The organism is Streptomyces sp. NPDC046203 (genome assembly GCF_040646255.1).
Lineage (GTDB): Bacteria > Actinomycetota > Actinomycetes > Streptomycetales > Streptomycetaceae > Streptomyces.
Genome location: NZ_JBEYZX010000017.1, coordinates 98,741 through 120,155 on the forward strand (window position 1 = coordinate 98,741; position 21,415 = coordinate 120,155).

Here is a 21,415-nt window from a genome sequence, read left to right on the forward strand (position 1 = left end):
TTCGGGCAGCTCGCAGGGGGAGGGCACGTCGTGACCACCACAGCCGCGGCCGTGTGGGGCCGCGCCGAACAGCAGGACTTCCGCGCGCGGGTACGAGGCTGTCTCCTCGGCGGCGCACTCGGCGACGCGCTCGGCGCCGGCGCGCACGGCCGCACCCTGGCCGCCCTGCGCGAGACCCACGGCCCCGAGGGGCTGGCCGACCTCGTCCCCGCGTACGGCCGCCGGGGCGCCGTCACGGCCGCCACCCAGATGTCCCTCTTCACCGTCGACGGCCTGATCCGCGCCCAGGTCCGCCGCGACACCGGCGTCTGGCATCCGCCCACCGACGTGCACCGGGCCCATCTGCGCTGGGCGGCCACTCAGCGCGACTGGGGCCCCGACGAACGGCGCCCGGACCTCGGCTGGCTGGCCCGCGAGGAGTGGCTGTACGCCCGTCGCGACCCGGCCCGGGCCTGTCTGACTGGCCTCGGCGACGACGTCCTCGGCACCCTGGACCGGCCCAAGAACCCGGACGCCGCCGACTGCGGCGCGCTCGTGCGCTCGGCGCCCTTCGGGCTGCTCGTCGGCTGGGAACCGCAACTGGTCTGCCAGCTCGCCGTGGAGTGCGCGGCACAGACCCACGGAGCGCCCGCCGCGTACCTCGCGGCCGGCGCCTTCGCCGTCGTCGTGCACGGGCTGGCCCGTGGCGACAGCGTGGAGGGCGGGGTGGCGACGGCCCTGGCCCAGATCGCCCCGCGCCCCGGCCACGAGCCGGTGACCGAGGCCCTGCGGGCCGCGTCGGCGGCCGTACGGGAAGGCGTACCGGACGCGGAGCGGGTGACGGCGCTCGGGGCCGGCGAGGACCGGGCGGAGGGGCAGCTGGCGGCGGCCGTGTACGGGGCGCTGGTCGGCGAGGACGTCCGGCACGGGCTGCGGCTCGCGGTCAACCACGACGGCCCGTCGGCGGCGACGGGCGCGCTCACCGGCGCCCTGCTCGGCGTCCTGCACGGGGAGACGGCCCTGCCGCCCGCCTGGCTCGCCGAACTGGAGGGCCGGGGCACGGTGCTGGAGCTGGCCGACGACTTCGCGATGGAGATGACCCAGGGGCCCGCGCTGCACGGTCCGGCGAACCCGTCGCCGGGGTGGCTGGCCCGCTACCCGAGGGACTGAGCGCGTCCGGGGGCTGAGAGCGCTGGAGGGCCGGAAGGCCGGAGGGCCGGGTGCTTCCGGGGTCCGGGCCCGGGCCTGGACCCGGGGGCCCGAGGCGGCTTCGGGAAAAAGCCGAGCCCCCTCGGCCAGGACGGCGGACCGGTCGAGAGGGCTCTGTTGCTTCGTGCGTTCCCGGTGTTTCCGGGTTCTGCTGGTGGTGCCGGTGCTGCTGGTGTTCCAGGGTTCTGCGGGTGCTGCTTCAGGCGGCGCGGGGTGCGCGGCCGGGGGTCACAGGCCCCGGGCGCTCACGTCTCCCACGAACGCGTTCCACGACTCCGGTCCGAAGGAGATCGAGGGGCCCTCGGGCGCCTTCGAGTCGCGCACCGCGATCGCGCTCACGAGCGGCGACTTGACCTCGACACAGGCGCCGTTGCCGCCGGAATAGGAGGACTTCGTCCAGGTGTCGGTCGCGCCCTGAATGATGGCCATGATGCTCAACTCCGGTTCTGTGCATAGGAGGGGGTCTGCGAACGGGAACGTGCCAATGTCTTTCCCTTGGCGTGAGGGACGCTACCCGTCCGGCCCCGTCCAGTGGGACCGCCGTTCACTCGACCGGATGCCATATTCCAACTGTCCTTACACCGGGGCGAGTCGGGGGTGTACCGTGCGGGCTTTCTCCCCGACTCGCCGCCGATTGACGGCATTCCGGACCGGGTCGCCCTTAAACGTCCGGTTCCCCGTCGGCGTACTGCTTCGCCATATTCATGATGAACACCCGGGTGTCATCCGCATTCATGGCCTGTGCCCTCAAGTGCTCGTACATCACGCTGTACTTGCCGACATCCTGCGCCTTCTCCAGATAGAGGTCGCTCGTCACGCCCTCGATGTAGACCACACTGGAGTCGGAGGTGTCCGGGAATTCCAGAATCGCGTAATGCCCGCTGATGCCGGGATGCGCGCCCATGTGGAACGGCAGTACCTGGACGGTCACATGGGGCAGGCTGGACTGCTCCGCCAGATGCTCCAGCTGTTCGGCCATCAGTCGCCGGCTGCCGATCTGGCGGTGCAGCGCGGCCTCGTCGATGACCACCCAGAGACGGAGCGGGCGTTCGTTGTTGCGGATCCGTTCCTGGCGGCGGGTGCGGACCTGGACCCGTTTCTCGATGTCGGTGGGCGTCGACTCGGGCAGCGCGCCCGCGATCACGGCCTCGGCGTACGCGTGGGTCTGGAGCAGACCCGGGATGATCTGCGGCTCGTACACCCGCAGACTCTCCGCGTCCGTCTCCAGACCGATGTAGACGCTGTACGGGATGTCGCCGAAGGCGTGCCACCAGCCCTGCTGGCGCGAGTCCTTGGCCATCTGCATGAGCGAATCGACCAGTCGCTCGTCCTCGACCTCGTACACACCGCAGAGGTCGCGGACATCGCGCTGGCTGATCGAACGACGGCCGTTCTCAAGGCGGCTGATCTTCGACTGGGAGACGAGAAGTCGCTCGGCGACCTGTTCGGCCGTCATGTTCTTCGCCTCCCGGAGCCGGCGCAGCTCCTGACCCAAACGGCGTCGCCTGACGGTGGGGTTGACACTGGACGCCACGGAAACTGCACCTCCGGCTGTCGGCCTGCGTAGCTGTGAGTATCTACTGCTTGGCAGACTGCCACCAAAAGTGCCGTGTGCGCTGGAAAACGGCGAGAGATGCGGTTACGGGACGGTCATGAGGACGACCGTCCCGCACACGCATGCGGCTCCCGGTGTGGATGATCGGGATGGCGCCGGGTGGCGCCGGGTGATGCCGGGTGGTGCGAGAACGTGCGGGCCGTGCGCGGCCGTGAGGCCGCGAGGGGCGTACGGCGTGCCGGATGTACGGCGTGCCGGATGTACGAGACCGCGCGAGGCCGTACGGGGGTGTACGGGGTCACGCGGGTCGTACGGATCGCGCGAGGTGGTGCGTCGGGTGGTGCGGGCGTCGTGAGGGGAACCGGCGGACCCGGCACGGGCCGGGTGCGCGCGGTCCGGTCACATGGCGGCGCGCGCCATGCTCCCGCGACGTGGCTGGGACGGCACGGCGCCGCCCGCGGTCGTACTCCGGCGGGGCTGCGCGCCCGCGCCGTTCTGCACGTCGAGGACGGCATGCGCCACGAGGCCGCCCATCGGGTCGTGCCGGATCAGGTCGCGCAGTCGCGACCGCGACGACCGTCCCTCGTTGCCGGGGTACAGATGCTTGCCGAGACCGACCGCGTGGGCCAGCGCGGCGAGCGCCGCGGTCCGCGGGTCCGGCGGGACGCCGGTGCGGATCGCGCTGTCCAGCCGGGCCCTGATCTCCCGGCTGATCGCCGTGTCCGTCGCCTGGTAGCGAGTCGTCGGCAGCACCCCGCACATCTGGCCCTCCACGGCATGGACCATGCCGCAGCGTTCCAGATGCGAAAGATACGTCTGGCGCAGCCCCAGCCGGGGCCCGCCGATCCAGTGCACGGCCCGTACCGGAGAGCCGCGTCTGCGCAGCAGCTCCAGTGCGGAGTCCAGCGTCGGATCTCCGGTCGGCCGTGGCATCACCACGGCGATACGATCCCCGTCAGGGGCTATCCGACCTGCCAGAGCCAGCTCCACTAGCTGTGCTCCGGCAAGGCCGAGGTCGAGCGACTGCGGCTGCGCTGTGGTACCCGTGGCCGGGTCCAGAGCGAGCAACAGAAGCTCCTCCGGAAGTGTTCTGCGGCTCCTGCCCATCCATGCCTCCCCGCGTGGATGAATGACAGGGTGACCCCTCTCACATTCATCTGTCGAGAGTGCCTGGGTGGTTCGTACGGGAACCTCTCGGTATGTCGTTCTCGTCTAGCACGGGGGCCAAGGGGTCACACAGGACACTGGTACATGGTTCGGACGTCCGGACGAGTCCGGGCGTTTTTTGTTGGGCCGTTTACGGCATGCGGCATGGAGGAGGCACGGTGGCGGGCGAGTTCCCCGACAAGGCGGAGCAGGGCGAGAGCCAGGACCCGCGGCTGTCGGTCGTCGAGAACACCGAGGATCACGCCGGGGGCGCGGTCCACGTGACCCGTGTTGACCACGTGGACCAGGCGGACCGGGTCGACCGCGAAGACCGCGAGGAGCGCGTCGATCAGGACGAGGCCGATCACGCCGACCGCGCGGATCAGAAGACGGCGGTCTTCAGGGCCCCGACCCCGCGCACGGCTCCGGAGGACGAGCCGTCGGACCCCCGGGACCCGCGGGACCCCCGGGAAGCCGGGGAGCGGCGTGAGGCGCCCGGGGCGACCGGCAAGGCCGGCAAGGCGTCTGAGGGGGCGTCGGGCGCCGCGGACGGGCCGGAGGCAGCCGCTGCCGCCAAGACCGCCTCCGAGGGCGCCCGGAAGCCCACGTGGGCCGTCGAGGCCGCCGTGCGGGCCGAGGACGAGTCGGAGTCCGAGTCGGAGTCCGAGTCGGAGTCCGAGCCGACGGCGGAGCCCACGCCGGGGCCGAAGCCGGAGGCCGCGGAGAAGCCCGGCACCGGTGAGTCCTGGTTCGCCACGCGCAAGCCCGTACAGTCCAAGACCGCACCCGAGCCGGAGTCGCAGCCGGAGACGAAGCCGGCTCCCGAGGCCGCCGCCGTGTCTGTGCCCGCGCCCGCGTCCGCCCCCGAGGCCGGGAAGAAGCCCGCGCCCGCCGACGAACCGGTCGATCACCCGACCACGGTCTTCAAGGCCATCAAGCCGCAGCCCGTCGACCAGCCGACGACCGCCCTGAAGCTGCCCCCGGCGTCCACCTTCCGCCCGCTCCAGGGCGACATCACCCAGGAGCAGTCGAAGCCGTCGCGGGAGCAGCGGGAGCCGAAGGGGCAGCGGGAGCCGAAGGGGGGCAAGACGGCCCCGGACCCGGCCTCCGTTCCGGCTCAGGCCGGCGCCGGCGACTTCACCGCTCCGGTCCCCCTGCCGGCGTCGCTCGTCGAGGCCGAGCGGACCCGGCAGCAGCCGCTGCCGCCCCGCCCCCCGCTGGAGATACTCGCCGAGCTCACCAACACCCCGCCGCCGCCGGACACGGCCCTGCGCACGACCGCGCGGCGGGTGAAGATCTGGACCCCGCTGGTCCTGCTGCTCCTGATCGTCTTCGCGGTCGCACAGTTCGTCCGCCCGCTTCCGGCCCCCCGGATGGTGCTCTCCGCCGAGCGCTCGTACACCTTCGAGGGCGGCGAGCTGAAGCTGCCGTGGCCGGGTGAGGGCCAGGGCGCGGTCGAGGTCGAGGGCGTCGGCTCGATGGGGACGTACGGCCCCCAGAAGCCGGCCCCGATCGCGAGCGTCGCCAAGACGATGACCGCGTACGTGATCCTGCGCGACCACCCCATCAAGGGGGACGGCGAGGGTCCGCGGATCAAGGTCGACAAGATCGCCGCCGAGCAGGCGAAGTCCCCGGACGAGTCGACGGCCCCCATCCAGGAGGGCCAGAGCTTCACCGAGAAGGAGCTGATCGAGCTCCTCATGATCCCGTCCGGCAACAACGTGGCGCGGCTGCTGGCCCGCTGGGACGCCGGTTCGGAGGCGGCCTTCATCGACAAGATGAACGCCGCCGCCAAGGACCTCGGCATGACCGGCTCGACGTACACGGACCCGTCCGGTCTGAAGTCGTCGACCGTGTCGACCCCGCTCGACCAGTTGAAGCTGGCGAAGGCGGTCATGCGGTACGAGGTGTTCCGCGAGGTCGTCGACATGCCGAACGTGACCGTCGACGGCATCCCGAACCGCATCGAGAACAACAACACGATCCTGCTGAAGCCGGGTGTCGCGGGCATCAAGACCGGTTCGTCGACGCCGGCCGGCGGCAACCTGCTGTGGGCGGCCTACACCGTCGTCGACGGCGAGAAGCGCCGGATCCTCGGCATAGTGATGGGCGCCCAGGACGCGCAGATCCTCGCGGACAAGCTGGACCTCGCCATCACCAACAGCTACACGGTGATCAAGGAGGCCCAGGACGTGGTCACCTCCGCCACCGTGGTGAAGAAGGGGCAGGTCCTCGGCTACGTGGACGACGGCTTCGACGGCCGTACGCCGGTCGTCGCGACCAAGGACATCAAGGCCGTCGGCTGGCCGGGCCTCAAGATGGACCTGAGGCTGGGCGTCGGCGACAAGGACCTGCCGCACGCCGGCAAGGCCGGTGACATCGTCGGCGTGGTCGCGGTCGGCACCGGCCCCGGTGCCGACCCCGTCACCGCGCCGGTCGCGCTGCAGACGGACATGGCGCAGCCCGGCATCGGCAAGAAGCTGACCCGACTGGGCTGATCCGGCGGGCGCCCGGGGGACCACCGGGCGCCCGCTGTTAGCGTTCCCGGGGGGTACGGGTAGGCGGGGAAGGCCCCGCGGGGCAGCCGCAGAACACGAGAAGGCGGCACGAGAAGGCAGCACGAGAAGGCAGCACGGGAAAGGGCCGCAGTGACCACCGCCGAGCCGACACGCGCCGCCGAGGCCGCGTCCACTTCCACTTCCGGGGCCGCGTCCGTGGGCGCTCCTCCGTCTGCCTCTCCCTCTTCGCCTTCGCGAATAGATCTTCCGGTAGACCTTCCGGCACCGAGGCCGCCCGTCGAACCCTCCCTCGCGGGCGCGCGCCGCGACTGGCGGCGCACCCGCCGCTACCCGGTCATCGTCACGACGGTCGTCGCCGCCCTCACCCACCTCCTGTGGGTCCTCTTCCTCGCCAACAGCGGCGGGGACCTGGCGGCGCAGGACGCCTGGGCGGAGTTCGTCGGCCGGCACCCGGACTCGGCGTACAACCTCGCCTGGTACGGCGGGATGCACCCCGTCTCGTACAGCGTGGTGTCCCCGTACCTCATGTCCGTGCTCGGCGTCCGCACGACGATGATGATCGCCGGGACGCTGTCCGCCGGACTGACCGCGCTGATCCTGGTGCGGGTACGGGCCGTACGCAATCCGCTGATGTGCGCGCTCGCCGGGGTGTTCGCCTTCCTCTGCAACGCGGTGTCGGGGCGGGTCACCTTCGGCCTCGGCATGATGTTCGCGCTCGGCGCGGTCGCGGCCGTCTTCTGCTGGCCGCACCGCTGGCGCCGGCGGCGCTGGGCGAAGGCCGCCGTCGCCGCGCCGCTCGCCGGGCTGGCGGCCGCGTGCAGCCCGGTCGCGGGCCTGTTCCTGGGCGTGGTCGCGGCGGCGCTGTTCCTCAACAAGCGGCGCCCCGGCGCGTACGCCCTCGGCCTCGCGCCGGTCGTGGTGGTGGCGCTGTCGGCGTGGCTGTTCCCGTTCTCCGGCACCCAGCCGATGAGCCTGATGTCGACGGCGCTGCCGTTCCTCTTCGGCGTGCTGGTGCTCGTCCTGGTCCCGAAGGACTGGCGTACGGTGCGCGTGGCGGCGGCCGTGTACGCGGCCGGCACCCTGCTCACCTGGCTCGTCGACTCCCAGATCGGCACCAACGTCTCGCGCATGGCGATGCTGTTCGCGGGCGTGGTGCTGCTCGCCGCCCTGCCGTACACGCGCCCGCGCTCGCTGCGCTGGTTCGCGCTCGTGCTGGCCTTCGTCGGACTCAACGGCTGGATCGGCTTCAAGGCCGCCGACGACGTCGTCCGCACCGCCCCGGACGCCTCCTGGGCGCGCGAACTGGCCCCGCTGGTCAACCAGCTCCAGGTACGCGGCGCCCAGCAGTCCCGCGTCGAGGTCGTCCCGGCCTCCAGCCACCGCGAGTCCTCGGCCCTCCTCCCGTACATCAACCTGGCCCGCGGCTGGAACCGGCAGGCCGACCTCGAACGCAACCCGCTCTTCTACGACGACACCCTCGACGCGGCCAACTACCACGAGTGGCTCGACCGCTGGGCCGTCCACTACGTCGTCCTGCCGACCGGCGCCCCGGACTCGGGCGGGCAGCGGGAGACCGAACTCGTCGAGAGCGGACTGCCCTACCTCAAGCAGGTCTGGTCGGACGCCAACTGGCGCCTGTACGAGGTCACCGACCCCGCCCCGCTCGCCGACCCGCCCGCCCGCGTCCAGAGCGCCGAGGCCAACGAGGTCGTCCTCCGCGTCGACGCTCCGGGCCGCGTCCGGATCCGCGTCCCCTACTCCCCGTGGCTCGCCCTCCTCGACGAACACGGCGCCCGCATCGAGGCACCGGAGGAGACGGAAGCCTCGAAGCGCGCGCGGAAGACGGCGGTGGGCGAGGAGCCGCCGAAGCAGTACGCCAATGTCTCGGGCTGCCTGCTGCGCGTGGAGGCGGACGCCGAGGGCGACGAGTGGACGGAGCTGCTGGCGCCGAAGGCGGGGGTGTACCGGCTGGGGTCGCCGTACGCGCTGTTCACGCGGGGGACGGCGTGCCCGGAGGAGCTGCGCTGAGGGGTGCGCGGCCGGCCTGAGCCGGCGGCCCCGACAGCCGGACCCATCCACCCACCCATCCGTCCGGGCCTCGCCCTCGCCCTCGCCCCCGCCCCCGCCCCCGCCCCCGCCCTCGCCCCCGTCCCAGCTCCCCATGGCCCCGTCAGTCGAACCGGACATCCCGCGTCGTGGCCGAGGCCGCCGCGAAGGACAGCAGTCGCTCGCCCTCCGCCGCGAGCGCGTCCCGGTCTCGCGCCCGGAGTTGCTGGAACGGTTCCAGGAGCAGGGTCGCGGTCGTGCGGTGCTGCTCGATGCGCCACAGGCCGCTGACGAACCCGTCGACGAGGAAGGTGGACTTGATCAGTCCGTTGCGGGTGAAGACGCGCTTGCGACGCTCCTCGGTGATGATGCGGGAGCGGTCGGCGTGGGACAGCAGGATGTTGTCGAACTCGGGCAGGAACCGTACCGGGACGGGGGTGTCCGGGTCGGGAAGTGGGGCGTCCGCGAGGTCGATCAGCTCCTGTCCGTTCTCGTCGCGGAAGCTGCGCAGCCGGGGCCGCAGTCGGGTGACGGCGTCGGCGAGCCGGGTCATGCCGGACCATGCCTGGATGTCCTTGACGGTGGCCGGGCCGAACGCGGCCAGATAGCGCTCGACCAGGGTGTCCGGCGCGGTGTCGGCCGCGAGTGGCCGGCCGAGCCAGGACTCGGCGGTCGTGTGCACGGCCTGGCCGCTCTCGCCCCACAGGCCCCGAGGGGGTACTTGGACGAGCGGCACCAGATTGCGTACGGCGTTGGCGAGGGCGAACGGATCGCGGTCCGGCCACCGTTCGGCGAGCCGGGCTCCGAGCCCGCCGAGCGTCAGCGGCTCCTCCTCCACCAATTCACGCCCATATGAAACTACTTGCGCGGTGTCGAGTTCTTCCAGCTTGCAGCCGAAGGCTCCCTTGAGGCTCCGCTCCAGGGAGTTTTGGAGTACCGGTCGCAGGGCCAGGCAGTCGTCGGCCGTGACCAGATGGATCGTTCCGCGCATCAGGACGAGCCGGACCGCCTCGCGGTCGCTGATCAGGCGGGCCAGGTCGTCGGTGCGGAAGCCGGCGAGCCGGGTCCACAGCCCGATGTAGGGCGGGTTGGGCGCCTGGGACTGCATGCCGACCAGGTGGCCGAGCGCCTGCGAGGCGGACAACTCCGCTCGGGTGGTCAGCAGTTGCCGGGTCAGCAGGCTCCGGTTGAGTGTTCTGCGGTCCAGTACGCCGGGATCCCCTGACGTCGCCATGTGTGGAGTCCTCCTCGTGCCGATCCTCGCGGTGCCTCGTATCGACATCAACGACCGGCGAGCGTGGTGGTGCCCGGGGGCCCCGCCCCCGGCCCCGGCCCCGGGCTCGGCGCGACGCGGCCGTCGCGGAATGCCTCCGGTGGACCGCCAACCGGCGGACGGACCGCATGTGTTCCCTGTTTCGGCTTCCTCTGCTCCGACGAGGGGAGGCGTGCGCGGCCCGCCCGGCCCGCCCGGCCCGCCCGGCCCGTGCGCGCCAGATTTTCGATCTTCACCATGGTGTTCGGGGTCCGGTTCTGGTGAGATCACCGAATGCTTGGATTCATCGTCCGCCGTCTGCCGTTCTGGGTCCGCGAGCCGCTGCTCATCGTGGTCGGCTCCGTCTTCGGCGTACGCATCATGTATCTCGCCGTGAGCGAGCGCAGTTGGCAGGGCGCGGGCATCGGCGCGCTGTTCCTCGTGTTCACCGCTGTGCGCGTCCACGCCGTGGTCAAGGCCCTGCGCGCACGCCGGAAACCGGAACCGGCGATCTCCGCGACCAAGGCGATGGCCGGCATCGCCGCCCCGTCCCAGCCCCAGCCCCCGTCCCAGCCGCAGCCCGTGGCGCAGCGGCGTCCGGGTCCGGCCGTGGGTCCGGCCGTACCGGAGAAGGAACCCCACATGTGGGGCCAGGTGGCCGCGGCCCTGGTCGCCTGTGCGGCGTTCGCGGCCGCGCTGTGGGGGATCCCCAAGCTGATGGAGTCCGGTGGCGAGCGCGCCCCGGAGCCCGTCGCGTGCCCGGAGGTGTCGCACGAGGCACTGCCCAAGGCGTACGAGAAGACGCCCCGGCCGGTGACCGGCGACCAGCTGTGCCATGCGCTCTACCGGCCCGACCTGGCCGGCCTCCTCGGATCGCCCGGCGAGACCGCGACCGCCGCCTCCGGCTCCAGCGGCACCGCGCCGCTGACCGACGAGAAGGTCGCCCGGCCCGAGGCCCAGGTCTCGTTCCCCACGTACACCGTGAATGTCTCGGCCACCTACAACAGGCTGTCGACCAGCGAGTACGTGAAGCTGCTCAAGTACGGGAACGATCAGGACATCAAGACCTTCAAGGTCCTCGGCCGGCCCGCGTTCCTCTCCTCGGACCGGACCATGGAGTTCCGGGTCGACTTCGGCAGCACCGGATCCACCGGAGGGACCAATACAGGCCCGATGGCCAGGACGCTTTCGGTGGCCCTCGCCCCCGAGGACCACGGCGGCTACTACGAGATCACCGTGTGGAGCGAGTCCGGAGCCCTCCCGGACGACGGCGCCCTGATCGCCATCGCCGAGAAGGTCATCCCGAAGGCCGGCGGACACACCGCCCACTGAGACGGCCCCGGCTCCGGCCTCGGGAACCGGAAGGCCCCGGCGCCGGAAAGCCCGGGCCCCGGGCCTCCGGCGGGCGCCCGCGCCGATACCCGATACCGGTCGAGAACGGCGAAAGGGCCACCTACGAAAAATCGTAGGTGGCCCTTTCCACTGTGCCCCCGGCAGGATTCGAACCTGCGACACCCGCTTTAGGAGAGCGGTGCTCTATCCCCTGAGCTACGAAGGCGGGGATCTGTCCGCGAAACGTGTCTCGATCGGTGCTTCATATGAAGCCCGGTTCTGACGTGTCTTGGACAGGTTGGCGATCGGCCCGCGAGGGGCTGCTCGCCGCCGCCAGTGTAGCGGGTGGCTTGCTCGCCGCATGGGGGATGTGGCCCGCCGAGGGTTCGGGCTGTGCGCTGGGGGCTCTGCCGCGCGGTGGGCTGTCGGGGCGGTCGGGGGTGATGCGGTGGTGTCCGGGGTCCGGCCGCACCGGGACCCCGGGGCGGTCCGCGAGCGCGGGCCTCGGGCCCGGGCCCTCCCGTGCTGCCTTGCGGATTCCCTGCCGCCGCCTCACGGCCGGCGGATCGGCGCCTCCAGGGCGCCGGTGACCAGCAGGCGCAACGACTCCGTCAGTCGCCGGGTCTCGCCCTGCCCCAGCAGGTGCACAACCGATCCGTTCCGCAGGGCGCCGAGCAGGATGTGGGCGAGCAACTCGGCGTCGAGGTCGGGGCGTTCCTCGGCGATCAGGGTGCTGATGTGGCCTTGCCAGAACCAGTAGACCGAGCTCTGTTCGGCCGAGTCCTCCGGGGCGTCGTGGGGAACCGCCTGGCCGAGGGCGGCCAGCAGGCCCTTGTTGCGGCCGACCACGTCCACGACCGCGTCGAGGAAGGCCAGCAGCCGCTGCCGGGGCGGGGCTCCCGGGCCGAGCGGCGGGGGGCCGTCCACGACCGCTTCGCGCAGGGCGTGCGCCCGTTCCAGCATCAGCTCGCGCATCAGGCCCGCGCGGCTGCCGAACCGGTGGAACACCGTGCCCTTCCCGACCCCGGCCGCGGCGGCGATGCGCTCCATCGAGACCTGCTCCGCGGGGTGCTCGCAGAGGAGGCTCTCGGTGGCCTTCAGGATCGCCTGCCGATTGCGTGCCGCGTCGGCGCGTTCGCGGCGGACTTCCGCCATCTGCTCTCTCCTCGTCCGGGACCGGTCCATAGACAACTGGACCGGCGGTCCAGTACGGTCGCCGAACTGGACCGCTGGTCCAGTTTAGGGCATCGACCCGTCCAAGGAGATCTGTCATGCGACGCATCCGCTACCACTCCCACGGTGGCCCCGAAGTCCTCACCCTGGAAGAAGTCCCCGCCCCCGTACCGGAGAAGGGACAGGTGCTCATCCGGGCCGAAGCGATCGGCGCCAACTTCGTGGACACCCAGCTCCGGCGCGGCATGATCCAGACCGAGCTCTACCGGCGCCCCTTACCCCGGCCCCTCACCGGCGACGTGGTGGGCACGGTCGAGGCGGTCGGGCCGGACGCGGACCCGGACCTGATCGGACGGCGGGTCGCCGCGGCCTCCGAGGACGCGTTCGGCGACCTCGTCCTCGTGGACGAGCCGGGGCTCGTCCGGGTGCCCGACGGGCTCGACATCGGTACGGCCGGCGCGCTCCCGATGATGGCTCCGGTGGCCCTGGGCGCGCTGCGCGCCGGGCGGCCGGCCCGCGGTGAGACCGTGCTGGTGCACTCGGCCGCGGGCGCCATCGGTCACCTCGCCGTACAGCTCGCGAAGGTGCTCGGCGCGGGAACGGTCATCGCCACCGCGAGTACGGCGGCCAAGCTGGACTTCGCCCGCGCCCAGGGCGCCGACGCCGGCGTCGACTACACCGACGAGGACTGGCCGCAGCAGGTCCGCGCGGCCTCGTCCGGCGGCGTGGACGTCGTCCTCGACGCCGTCGGCGGCGACATCATGCGCCGCAGCCTGGACGTCCTGGCCCCCTACGGACGACTGGTGACGTACGGAGCCGCGAGCGGCGAGCTCGGCGCCGTCCCCGTCGCCGACCTGTTCGCCCTGAGGTCCGTCACCGGCTTCTCCCTCCTGGCCGCGTACGCGGCCGACCCCGAGCGCGCCCGGAAGGACCAGGCCGAGCTCACCTCGTACGCGACCCGGGGACTGCTGCGCGCGGCGGTCCACGCCCGGCTGCCGCTGACCGAGACGCCCGAGGTGCACCGGCTGCTGGAGAGCCGCGCGCAGCTGGGTCGGGTGCTGGTCGTTCCGTAGGCGGATGGGCCGGCATGCGGCAGGGGAGTCCCAGTGTTCCCGGGTGTGGCCGCTCGAAACGCGCCCCGTATCTCTCCTGGTCGAGGTCACCCGGCTCGGAGTGCCGTCAAGTGTCCCGCCGGACCGACGTTGTCCGGAAGATCCATTGAGGCGTCCGGCGGGCTGCTGTTTGGATGGTTCCGGCCTGGCGCGAGCGGCGCGCGCCGTCGCGGCTTCCCGCACGCGGCCGGAATCCTCGCGGGCCGGCTCCCCGGGCTCTTCGCGTTGCCTGTGGAACTCGAATCCCCTGAGGAGTATTCATGCGCAAGACGGCACTCGGCACCCTGACCGGCTCCGCGGTCCTGGCCGCCACGCTGCTCGGCACCACCTCGGCAGCGGCGGCGGTGGGGACGGAGCCCGTCTGCGCCGGCATATGCGTGCTCGGGGTGCGGGCGGCGACGCACGACACGTACGACCGTTTCGTCATCGATCTCGGTCAGGGCACCATCCCCGGCTGGACCACGAGCGAGCAGACGACTCCGCTGTACTGGGGCGAGGAGGGCTCGCAGACCGAGGTGCCGATCAAGGGGGACTCGTATCTCAAGGTCCATGTGATGCCGTCGTACGCGAACGATCTGAACTGGCAGTCCACGTACACGAGTCCGCGCTCCGCGTCCTTCGCCTTCCCCTCGCTCAAGGGGCAGGCGCTGGTGTACAGCTTCGAGGACGGCAACACCTTCGGGCTGGCCCTCGGGCCGCACTCCTCCTACAAGGTCTTCAAGCTGACCGCTCCCAACCGGATCGTCGTCGACGTCAATCACTGATCGGGATCGTTGAGCGGGACGGCTGATCGAGACGACGGAGCGGGATCGCCGGCTGATCCCGGGCAGGGCCGGGGCGCACCGAAGGGTGCGGCCCGGCCCTTCGCCGTCTCCGCGGGGTGGCGGCCCCGCGTCGACCCATGCATCGACCCCCGTATCGACCCCCGCGCCCCCAACTGCCGTCGTCAGTGGCGCAGATGGCGGGTGCCGGTGCGCTCCGCCATGGTCACCCGGCAGGTGAAGGCCGTGGCGTCCTCCTGGATCGCGGTGACCGAGACGCAGCGGGTCCCCTCCGGGGACGAGCCGGCCGGCTCCACCCGGGCGGTGATGAGGCAGGGCGAGTCGAACTCGACGTAGCGGAAGAAGGCCGAGTCGAAGCGGACCGGCGTGACCTCGCCCGCGAAGGGGCCGTGGAGTGCGTGGGCCGCCTGCCGGGCGGCTTCGAGGAGCAGCATGCCCGGCGCGTGGTCGACGGGGTGGTCGAACAGGACGGGGTGCGAGGTGTCGACGCGCAGCTGCCACTGGTCCGGCACCGCGGTGGGGGAGAGCACGACGTCACCGGGCTGCTCCCGGTCCACCAGGACGGGCATCACCACCGGGGCCGAAGGGCCCGGCGGAACGGGAAAGGCGCTGCCGGGCTCCGTGTAGTGCTCGCCGCGCAGACGGCGGTATATCGCGGGCGAGTTGCAGCTGAACCGGGTGTGCGCCGTGGCAACCGGCCAGTCGTCGCGCAGGATGTCGACATCCATGGTGAGCGCCGCGAGACGGCCGCCGCGCCGGGTGATGTCGGAGCAGGTGATCCGGAGTTGGAGATCCGTCGGGCCGCCGCCGACGCACATCGAGTCGGGGTCGACCTCGAAGGAGAAGTGCTGCCAGATGAGGTGGTGGCCGAACGGCACGTCGTAGACCGCGTGCGAGATCAGCGGCAGGCACTGGCGCAGCGACTCGGCGAGCAGCATCGGGTCGTGGTTCCCGGCCGCGGGGGCGTAGAAGGCGTGGGTGCGCGGCCATTGGGCGGTGACCGTGACGCGGTCCTCGCCGGCGGGTGCCCAGCCCGTGAGAAGGACCTCGGATCCATCCAGCTTGTGGACCAACTCCTGCGGAACAGGCCGGAGTTGGAGGTTCGGTGCGGACGTGGTCCGGGTGAGCGGAGCGAGCGGAGCGGCCGAAGCGAACGGAGCGAGAGTCATGGGTCCCCCCAGGGATGAGTGCCGTCGATGCCCGTGCGAAGTGCGCGGGCTCTGGTCTCCCAGAACCACGTCACGTAAAATAACGGTCGTTCTTTTTGTTTGTCGAGGGAGGGTACGGAACTGATGACGAAACCCAAGCAGGAGCGGGCACAGAAGACCCGTGAGGAGATCCTTCGGGCGGCGGCCGAGGTGTTCGACGAGCGCGGCTACAACGGCGCCGGGATGCGGGAGATCATGAACCGCGCGGGAGTGACGCTCGGCGCCGTCTACTTCCACTTCCCGAACAAGGAAGCGCTGGCCCTGGCCGTCATGCGGGCGCAGCCGACGAGCATAGTGCCCGCCCTGGAGTCAAAGGGTCTGCAGCGGCTGGTGGACATCACCCTCGTCTGGTCGCACAAGCTGCGGACCGACCTGATGCTGCGCGCGGGCGTCCGGCTCACCAGTGAGCAGACGGGTTTCGGCTTCGACGACATCACCCCGTACCGCCAGTGGGCCCAGATCATGGAGGAGTGCCTGGTCGAGGGCCGCGACGTGGGTGACGTTCGCACCGATGTGTACGTCCCCGAGCTCGCCGAGTTCATCGTGTCCGCGTGTACCGGGCTCCAGGAGTACTCCCTCCTGGCGAACGGCCGCGAGGACCTGCCCGCCCGGACGCGCGGCATGTGGCGGCTGCTCATGCCCGCCATCGCCACGCCGGAGGGCATCGGCCGGACCGACATCAGCGAGGCGCGGGAGATCGCCGTCAACGCCTGATGTTCCGGGGCCCGTTGGCGTGGCCCCGCGATCGCGGCGCCGGGTCACCGGCCGGGGAGGCCCGGCCGGTGATCCACCGGATCCGGTAAAAACCCGTCGGCGGCGGCCCGGATCGGCGAGGATGCCGACCCCTGAAGACCTTGATCCATTACGGCTCCGATCCGCGACGACCCTCCATCCGATACGGCCCCGATCGCCTGGTCCCCGAACGACCGTGGCCCCGACCCCCGCCCCCTCCGGCAAGCACGAGTACGAGCACCAGCGCGTGCACCAGCGCGAGTACGAGCGCGAGCACGAGCACCAGCACGAGTACGAGCACGACCGGCGGCGAACCTGCCCGGCGGCGCACCACCCATGACCGTTCCATCTGCCTGAACCCGACTCGGACAAGGACGAACCATGAACCGGCCCCTGGACCGCCTGCGCCTCGTGGCGCTGAACATCGACGGTGTCCTGCTCAACGACACGTTCAGCCCCGTCATCGGCAACTTCGTCACCAGTCGGGGTGGTGTGTACGACGCCGAGACCGAGCGCCGCATCCTCTCCCAGCCGCGCCGTGTCGCGGGCGGCGAGATGGCCCGCGCGGCCGGCCTCGACATCACGGGCGAGGAAGCCCTGGAGATCTACTTCGCCGAGCGCGCCCGCCATGTCGCCGACCACCCGGTGGCCCCCAACCCCGGCGCGCCCGAACTGATCGAGCGGGTACGGAGCCTGGGCGTCCAGGTGGTCTGCTACGGCGGTCTGAGCAAGCCCCACTTCGACACCCATCTGGGTGCCTGGGCCCACCTCTTCGACGGCCCCGGCTACGTCTGCACGGACTCCTTCCGGCCGGGCATCAAGGAGATCGTCATGGACGTCTTCGATCTCGGCCTCGACGAGGCGCTGTTCGTGGACGACGTCGCCCGGGTCGCCGAGGCGGCCAAGACGCTCGGCGTTCCGTTCATCGGCCATCCCAGCAGTTTCCAGGGCACGTTCATGAAGGAGCTGGAGGTGCGGCACATCGTCGACTCGCTCGACGCGATCGACGAGGAGCTGCTGCGGACGCTCGACGCGGAGGCAGCCGCGGGCACGCTCTGGCCCGCCGCGAGCGCGAACTGACGGCCATACGAACCCCGTACGTCCCGAGCCCGATTCCAGCGGATACGAGAGGACCTCACCACCTATGAACAGCGCACACGGCAGCAACGGAACCCATGGCACCAATAGCGGGCAGGGCATGCTGGCCGACAAGACGATCATGATCACCGGAGCGTCGAGCGGGATCGGCGCGGCCGCCGCACGGCTGTTCGCCGCGGAAGGGGCGGCCGTGGTCGTCATGGCGCGCCGGGAGCGGTCCATCGAGAAGCTGGCCGAGGAGATAACGGGCGCGGGCGGCAGGGCCCTCGCGGTCGCCGGCGACGTGACCGTCCCCGCGGACGTCGCGCGGGTCGTCGAGGCCGCGGTGCGCACGTACGGCCGGCTCGACGGCGGCTTCAACAACGCGGGCTGGGCCACCGCCGGCACCCCGCTGCACGAGACCGACGACTCCGTCTTCGACCAGGTCATGGACGTCAACGTGCGGGGTGTCTGGAACTGCATGAAGGCCCAGATCGGGGCGATGCTGGCGGACGGCCGAGGAGGCGCCGTGGTCAACACCGCGAGCTGCGCGGGCGTGGTCGCGACGGGTGCCACGGCCTCGTACATCGCGGCGAAGCACGCGGTGATCGGCCTGACGAAGGCGGGCGGGCACGAGTACGGCGAGCGCGGGATCCGGGTGAACGCCCTGGTGGTGGGCAGCACGCGGACGGAGCTCATGGAGCAGGTACTCAACGACACTCCTTCCCTGGAGGAGAGCTTCGTCTCCCGTTCCATGCAGAAGCGGATGGCGGACCCGGTCGAGGTCGCGCAGGCCGCGGCGTGGCTGCTCAGCGAGCGGTCCTCGTTCGTCACGGGCGCGGCGGTGCCGGTCGACGGAGGCTGGACGGGCGCGTGAGGTCCGTGTGACGTCCGCCTGTTGCCCGTCTGGCGTCGTCCGCCCGGCAGTTCACTGACGCGCCGCGAGCCGGCCGGGGCCCCGTGGGGGAGCCCCGGACGGCTCGCGGCGCATCGCGCCCGGGCGGTACGCGGCGGCCGCGTGCCGCACCCGGGTGCCGCGCCGGTGCCCTGCCCCGCGCGCCGCACCGCGCACAGGCTCCGCACCGCGCTCCGGCGCCGCGCCCCGCACAGGCGCCGCGCCCCGCACAGGCGCCGCGCCCCGGATGGTCGTACCGCCCCGCCGCACCCGGGCGGCACGCCCCGCACAGGCGCCCCGCCCCGCCGCACCAGGGCGGTACGTCCCGCTCAGGCGATCCGGCGGGCCGGCTGCCGGGCCGCCGCGCGGCCCGGCGCGACGAGCCGGTCGTACGCGTACGCGGCGGACGCCAGCGTCATGTGGTGGTGCCAGCCCGGGAACGACCGCCCCTCGAAGTCGCGCAGACCGTAGTGCTCGGTGAGGTCCGTGAGAGCGGCGATGGTGCCGGACTGCGACTGCACCAGGGGCAGCAGATCGTGCAGGCGCGGGTTCACCAGCGTGGTGAGCCAGATCCTTCCGACGCCGGGGATCCCGGGCCGCCAGCGCGCGAACACCCGGTACAGGCCAAGGGAGTTGCCGTGCCGGCCGGGCAGTCGCACCAGTGCGGAGACGAGCCGATCGGCGCGCGGCGACCCGAGCGAGCCGAGCCCGCCGGGTGATCTGAGCGTCCCCGGCGATCTGAGCGTCCCGGGCGTCCCGGGGGCTCCCAGCGATCCGGGGACTCCGGGCGATCCGGCCGCGCCGCGCTGGTGCTGCGGTCCGTGCGTGAAGTCGATCGCGGTGGACGGTGTCCCCTTGGGCGAGAGCAGCTGGAGGAGCTGCCCGGCGGAGAGCACCCCGTCCGGTGACCCGGGCGAGGCGCCCCGCTGGCCCTCCGGGACGACCGGCAGTCCGTGCGGCACGGCTATGACGAAGTCCCTTCCCCGTGCGGTCAGTTCGGCCGCGAGGTGGGAACCGGCCGTCGGGTGGTTGCTCATGTCGGCGACCACCGGGACCGGATCGCGGCCGGTGAGCGGGGTGAGCGTGTCGACCAGGTCGAGTATCTGCTCCGTGGGGGAGCGGTGCGGCTCGGTGTCGGGGATGCGGGTCCGGGCCCGCAGCTCCTGGTCCACCTGCCACTCCTTGGTGAGCAGCAGCCGCCAGTCGACGGGGATGTGCGCGCTGTCCGAGGAAAGGAACAAGCCCATTCCCACCTGACAGTTGACGGTCCGGCCGGTGGCTCGTTCGAAGCGCTGGTGCACACCGCAGGAGTGGTTGCCGCGCTTCGGCAGCACCGCGACGCCGATGGTCCAGGCGCGGACCCGGGAGCGGCGTTCGGCCAGGCGCAGCAGCTCGTGGCGGGCCGGATTCCAGTCCCAGGGACTGGCGTTGACGAACTGGTGCAGCGACTGCGCGGCCGTCGGGCCGGCGTGCAGCTGGGCGGCGAGCCGCTTCACCGACTTCCGGCCGGGCGTCGCGAGCACCCCCGCCACGAAGGCGGCGGCCCAGCGCCGCTGGTCCGCGCGGCGCAGATGGCCGAAGACGGTCTCGGTGTACGAGGTGATCGAGGCGTCCTCGACCAGCTCGGGCAGCCGGTGTTCCCGCACCCCGGCCAGTCCGCGGCCCTGGAGTCCGGGCAGCCGGTGTTCCTGGGGCTGTGGCATGGCGTTCCCTCCCCGTGATGCGTGCCTGACTCCAGAAAGAATAGAGAACGTTCGTTTTCTTTTGTAGTCCGTGAACGGCCCGATCGCTACTTGGCCAAGTCCCGCCTACGCGGGGGGACACGGGGGCCGACTTTCGGAAGTCGGCGTTGTCCGGCACGCGGCCGGTGCCCAAAGTGGCTGTTGGGGCGACAGGCCGGTCGGTGTGGGACCGGGGGATGGAGAAGAACCAGATGGTGAAGCAGGAGCGGGCCGAGAGGACCCGCGAGTCCCTGGTCCGCGCGGCGGCCGGCGAGTTCGCGCGTGCGGGGTACGAGGGCACGTCGTTGAGCCGGGTGGCCAGAGCCGCCGGAATCTCGATCGGCGCCCTCACCTTCCACTTCCCCGCCAAGGCCAACCTGGCCCAGGCCGTGCGGGCGCGCGGCGACGCCGCCGTACGCGCCCGCGTGGCGGAGGCGGCCGACGCCGCGACGCCGCCGCTGGACACCGTGGTCGCCCTGACCCTGGACCTCGCGCGGCTGCTCGAGGACGACGAGGTGGCGCGGGCGGCCGTACGGCTGTGGCGCGAACTGCCCGACGGGGACGGCACCTGGACCACGCTCTGGCTGCCGGCCGTGACGGAGACCCTCGCCCGCGCGGGCCGGGACGGGCTCGATCCGGCCGTCAGCGAGCACGATGTGGTGCTCCTCGCCGAGTACCTCGTGGCGGGCGCCGAGTCCCGCCTCGGCGGGCCGCTGCCCGGCCTGCCGGCCAGGGGCGGCGACGGCGACGGGGACCGGGACGGGGGCGGCGACAGCGTGGAACAGCACCTCTCCCGTCTCTGGGCGCTCGTCCTGCCCAGCCTGACCGGGCCGCCCGAGGCGGAGTGATCCCCTGAGGGGTGGCCCCACAGCGGGAACGAAGGCAGGACGGGGCAGCACGGGGGCGGCACAGGGCAGGTCGGGGGCACGGCGCGCGTACGGATCCAAGGGAAGTCCCGCACGTATCTGGAAGGTGGATCGGTGAGCACACGGAGCGAACCTCCTGTCCTCGCACGCGAGTCGGCTGTTCCCTGGGGCGGATCCGGGGGCGGCCCCGCGTGGGGCAGGGGCGGCACGGCCCCGTCGCGGGCTCCCGGTACGACCGTGCGGACCGTCCGTACCGAGGGATCGGCGGGAACGACGGGAGCGGCGGGGCCGGTGGGCCCGGCCGGCTCGGTGCGCACGGCGGGGGCCGTCGGAACGGTCCGGCCGCCCGGTCGCGCGGGCGGCCGCGGGCGTGACGTCCTCGCCGTGGACGACCTGCTGGAGCGGGTCCGGGACGACAGCGACGCCGACGGCGACCCCGGCGACGTCGGCGGGGCGGACGGTGTCGGGCTGCGCTTCCTGCCCGCGCTGGACCGGCTGCTGCACTCCCTGGACACCGAGGCCGATCTGCACCCGGAAGGGCGCGGGTCAGCCCGTATCGAACTGGTGTCCGCACTGATGAAGCAGCAGCAGATGATCCGGCTGTTACGCGACCGGCCCGAGATCGCCCTCAACGACATCCGGGCCCCGCTCTTCGTCACCGGACTGCCCGGCAGCGGCGCCGCGATCCTGCACAACGCCCTCGCCGAACACCCCGGGCTCGACGCGCCGACCCTGGCCGAGCTGCACGACCCCGCTGCTCATCGAAACGCCTGACCACGAACACGTGGCCTACATCGAGGGGCAGCGGGTC

Annotated in this window: 19 protein-coding genes and 1 tRNA gene; 12 read left to right on the forward strand and 8 right to left on the reverse strand. The window is 72.0% G+C overall.

The features are described from left to right. Positions 1 to 30: 30 nt before the first annotated feature. Positions 31 to 1,149: an ADP-ribosylglycohydrolase family protein gene (locus tag ABZ990_RS15990; protein WP_361231194.1), complete on the forward strand. Its 1,119-nt coding sequence runs from the start codon at positions 31 to 33 to the stop codon at positions 1,147 to 1,149. 267 nt (positions 1,150 to 1,416) lie between these two features. Here the strand turns inward: ABZ990_RS15990 and ABZ990_RS15995 are convergent, their stop codons facing one another. From ABZ990_RS15995 to ABZ990_RS16005, 3 genes are all read right to left on the reverse strand, one after another. Next, the gene (locus tag ABZ990_RS15995) at positions 1,417 to 1,617 is read right to left on the reverse strand and encodes a DUF397 domain-containing protein (RefSeq protein ID WP_361231196.1); all 201 of its coding nucleotides are present in this window, start codon (positions 1,615 to 1,617) and stop codon (positions 1,417 to 1,419) included. A 232-nt stretch (positions 1,618 to 1,849) separates the two neighbouring features. Continuing rightward, a complete protein-coding gene (locus tag ABZ990_RS16000) occupies positions 1,850 to 2,722 on the reverse strand; it encodes a helix-turn-helix transcriptional regulator (protein ID WP_361231198.1) in 873 nt (290 codons plus the stop codon). A 420-nt stretch (positions 2,723 to 3,142) separates the two neighbouring features. Beyond that, complete coding sequence (locus ABZ990_RS16005; protein ID WP_361231200.1) at positions 3,143 to 3,850, reverse strand: GPP34 family phosphoprotein; 708 nt, start codon at positions 3,848 to 3,850, stop codon at positions 3,143 to 3,145. A 218-nt stretch (positions 3,851 to 4,068) separates the two neighbouring features. Between ABZ990_RS16005 and ABZ990_RS16010 the strand changes: the two genes are divergently transcribed. Together ABZ990_RS16010 and ABZ990_RS16015 are read left to right on the forward strand one after the other, a co-directional pair. Beyond that, positions 4,069 to 6,387 (forward strand): D-alanyl-D-alanine carboxypeptidase, encoded by a 2,319-nt coding sequence (locus ABZ990_RS16010; RefSeq protein ID WP_361231202.1) that lies wholly within the window; start codon positions 4,069 to 4,071, stop codon positions 6,385 to 6,387. Positions 6,388 to 6,744: 357 nt separating this feature from the next. Further along, the gene (locus ABZ990_RS16015; RefSeq protein WP_361231231.1) at positions 6,745 to 8,436 is read left to right on the forward strand and encodes an MFS transporter; all 1,692 of its coding nucleotides are present in this window, start codon (positions 6,745 to 6,747) and stop codon (positions 8,434 to 8,436) included. Between the two features lie 142 nt (positions 8,437 to 8,578). Here ABZ990_RS16015 and ABZ990_RS16020 read toward each other — a convergent pair whose 3' ends face one another. Further along, positions 8,579 to 9,688: a winged helix DNA-binding domain-containing protein gene (locus ABZ990_RS16020; RefSeq protein ID WP_361231204.1), complete on the reverse strand. Its 1,110-nt coding sequence runs from the start codon at positions 9,686 to 9,688 to the stop codon at positions 8,579 to 8,581. A 312-nt stretch (positions 9,689 to 10,000) separates the two neighbouring features. Between ABZ990_RS16020 and ABZ990_RS16025 the strand changes: the two genes are divergently transcribed. After that, a complete protein-coding gene (locus ABZ990_RS16025; protein ID WP_361231206.1) occupies positions 10,001 to 11,038 on the forward strand; it encodes a DUF6215 domain-containing protein in 1,038 nt (345 codons plus the stop codon). A gap of 153 nt (positions 11,039 to 11,191) precedes the next feature. On the opposite strand, the gene ABZ990_RS16030 is transcribed toward ABZ990_RS16025, so the two are convergent. Continuing rightward, positions 11,192 to 11,264 (reverse strand) — tRNA-Arg (locus ABZ990_RS16030). Positions 11,265 to 11,590: 326 nt separating this feature from the next. Further along, entirely contained in the window at positions 11,591 to 12,193 is a 603-nt protein-coding gene (locus tag ABZ990_RS16035) for a TetR/AcrR family transcriptional regulator (RefSeq protein ID WP_361231208.1), read from the reverse strand. A 116-nt stretch (positions 12,194 to 12,309) separates the two neighbouring features. Here ABZ990_RS16035 and ABZ990_RS16040 point away from each other — a divergent pair, with 116 nt between their 5' ends. Both ABZ990_RS16040 and ABZ990_RS16045 read left to right on the forward strand, forming a co-directional pair. After that, positions 12,310 to 13,284: a zinc-binding dehydrogenase gene (locus tag ABZ990_RS16040; protein ID WP_361231210.1), complete on the forward strand. Its 975-nt coding sequence runs from the start codon at positions 12,310 to 12,312 to the stop codon at positions 13,282 to 13,284. Between the two features lie 299 nt (positions 13,285 to 13,583). Next, positions 13,584 to 14,087, forward strand: coding sequence for a hypothetical protein (locus ABZ990_RS16045; protein ID WP_361231212.1), 504 nt, complete (start codon positions 13,584 to 13,586; stop codon positions 14,085 to 14,087). 182 nt (positions 14,088 to 14,269) lie between these two features. Here the strand turns inward: ABZ990_RS16045 and ABZ990_RS16050 are convergent, their stop codons facing one another. Further along, a complete protein-coding gene (locus ABZ990_RS16050; RefSeq protein WP_361231214.1) occupies positions 14,270 to 15,274 on the reverse strand; it encodes a ScbA/BarX family gamma-butyrolactone biosynthesis protein in 1,005 nt (334 codons plus the stop codon). Positions 15,275 to 15,397: 123 nt separating this feature from the next. On the opposite strand from ABZ990_RS16050, the gene ABZ990_RS16055 reads away from it, so the two are divergent. From ABZ990_RS16055 to ABZ990_RS16070, 4 genes are all read left to right on the forward strand, one after another. Further along, entirely contained in the window at positions 15,398 to 16,027 is a 630-nt protein-coding gene (locus ABZ990_RS16055; RefSeq protein WP_361231216.1) for a ScbR family autoregulator-binding transcription factor, read from the forward strand. Positions 16,028 to 16,241: 214 nt separating this feature from the next. Next, positions 16,242 to 16,385 carry a hypothetical protein gene (locus tag ABZ990_RS16060; RefSeq protein ID WP_361231218.1) on the forward strand — a complete coding sequence of 48 codons (144 nt, stop codon included), beginning with the start codon at positions 16,242 to 16,244 and terminating at the stop codon, positions 16,383 to 16,385. Positions 16,386 to 16,426: 41 nt separating this feature from the next. Then, on the forward strand, positions 16,427 to 17,125 hold the full coding sequence (locus tag ABZ990_RS16065; protein WP_361231220.1) for an HAD family phosphatase: 699 nt from the start codon (positions 16,427 to 16,429) through the stop codon (positions 17,123 to 17,125). A gap of 118 nt (positions 17,126 to 17,243) precedes the next feature. After that, positions 17,244 to 17,999 (forward strand): glucose 1-dehydrogenase, encoded by a 756-nt coding sequence (locus ABZ990_RS16070; RefSeq protein WP_361231233.1) that lies wholly within the window; start codon positions 17,244 to 17,246, stop codon positions 17,997 to 17,999. 347 nt (positions 18,000 to 18,346) lie between these two features. Here ABZ990_RS16070 and ABZ990_RS16075 read toward each other — a convergent pair whose 3' ends face one another. Continuing rightward, entirely contained in the window at positions 18,347 to 19,720 is a 1,374-nt protein-coding gene (locus tag ABZ990_RS16075; protein WP_361231221.1) for a transposase, read from the reverse strand. Between the two features lie 215 nt (positions 19,721 to 19,935). Here ABZ990_RS16075 and ABZ990_RS16080 point away from each other — a divergent pair, with 215 nt between their 5' ends. Together ABZ990_RS16080 and ABZ990_RS16085 are read left to right on the forward strand one after the other, a co-directional pair. Next, positions 19,936 to 20,586, forward strand: a complete 651-nt coding sequence (locus ABZ990_RS16080; protein WP_361231223.1) for a helix-turn-helix domain-containing protein — start codon at positions 19,936 to 19,938, stop codon at positions 20,584 to 20,586. Positions 20,587 to 20,841: 255 nt separating this feature from the next. After that, on the forward strand, positions 20,842 to 21,378 hold the full coding sequence (locus ABZ990_RS16085) for a hypothetical protein (RefSeq protein ID WP_361231225.1): 537 nt from the start codon (positions 20,842 to 20,844) through the stop codon (positions 21,376 to 21,378). Positions 21,379 to 21,415 lie beyond the last annotated feature (37 nt).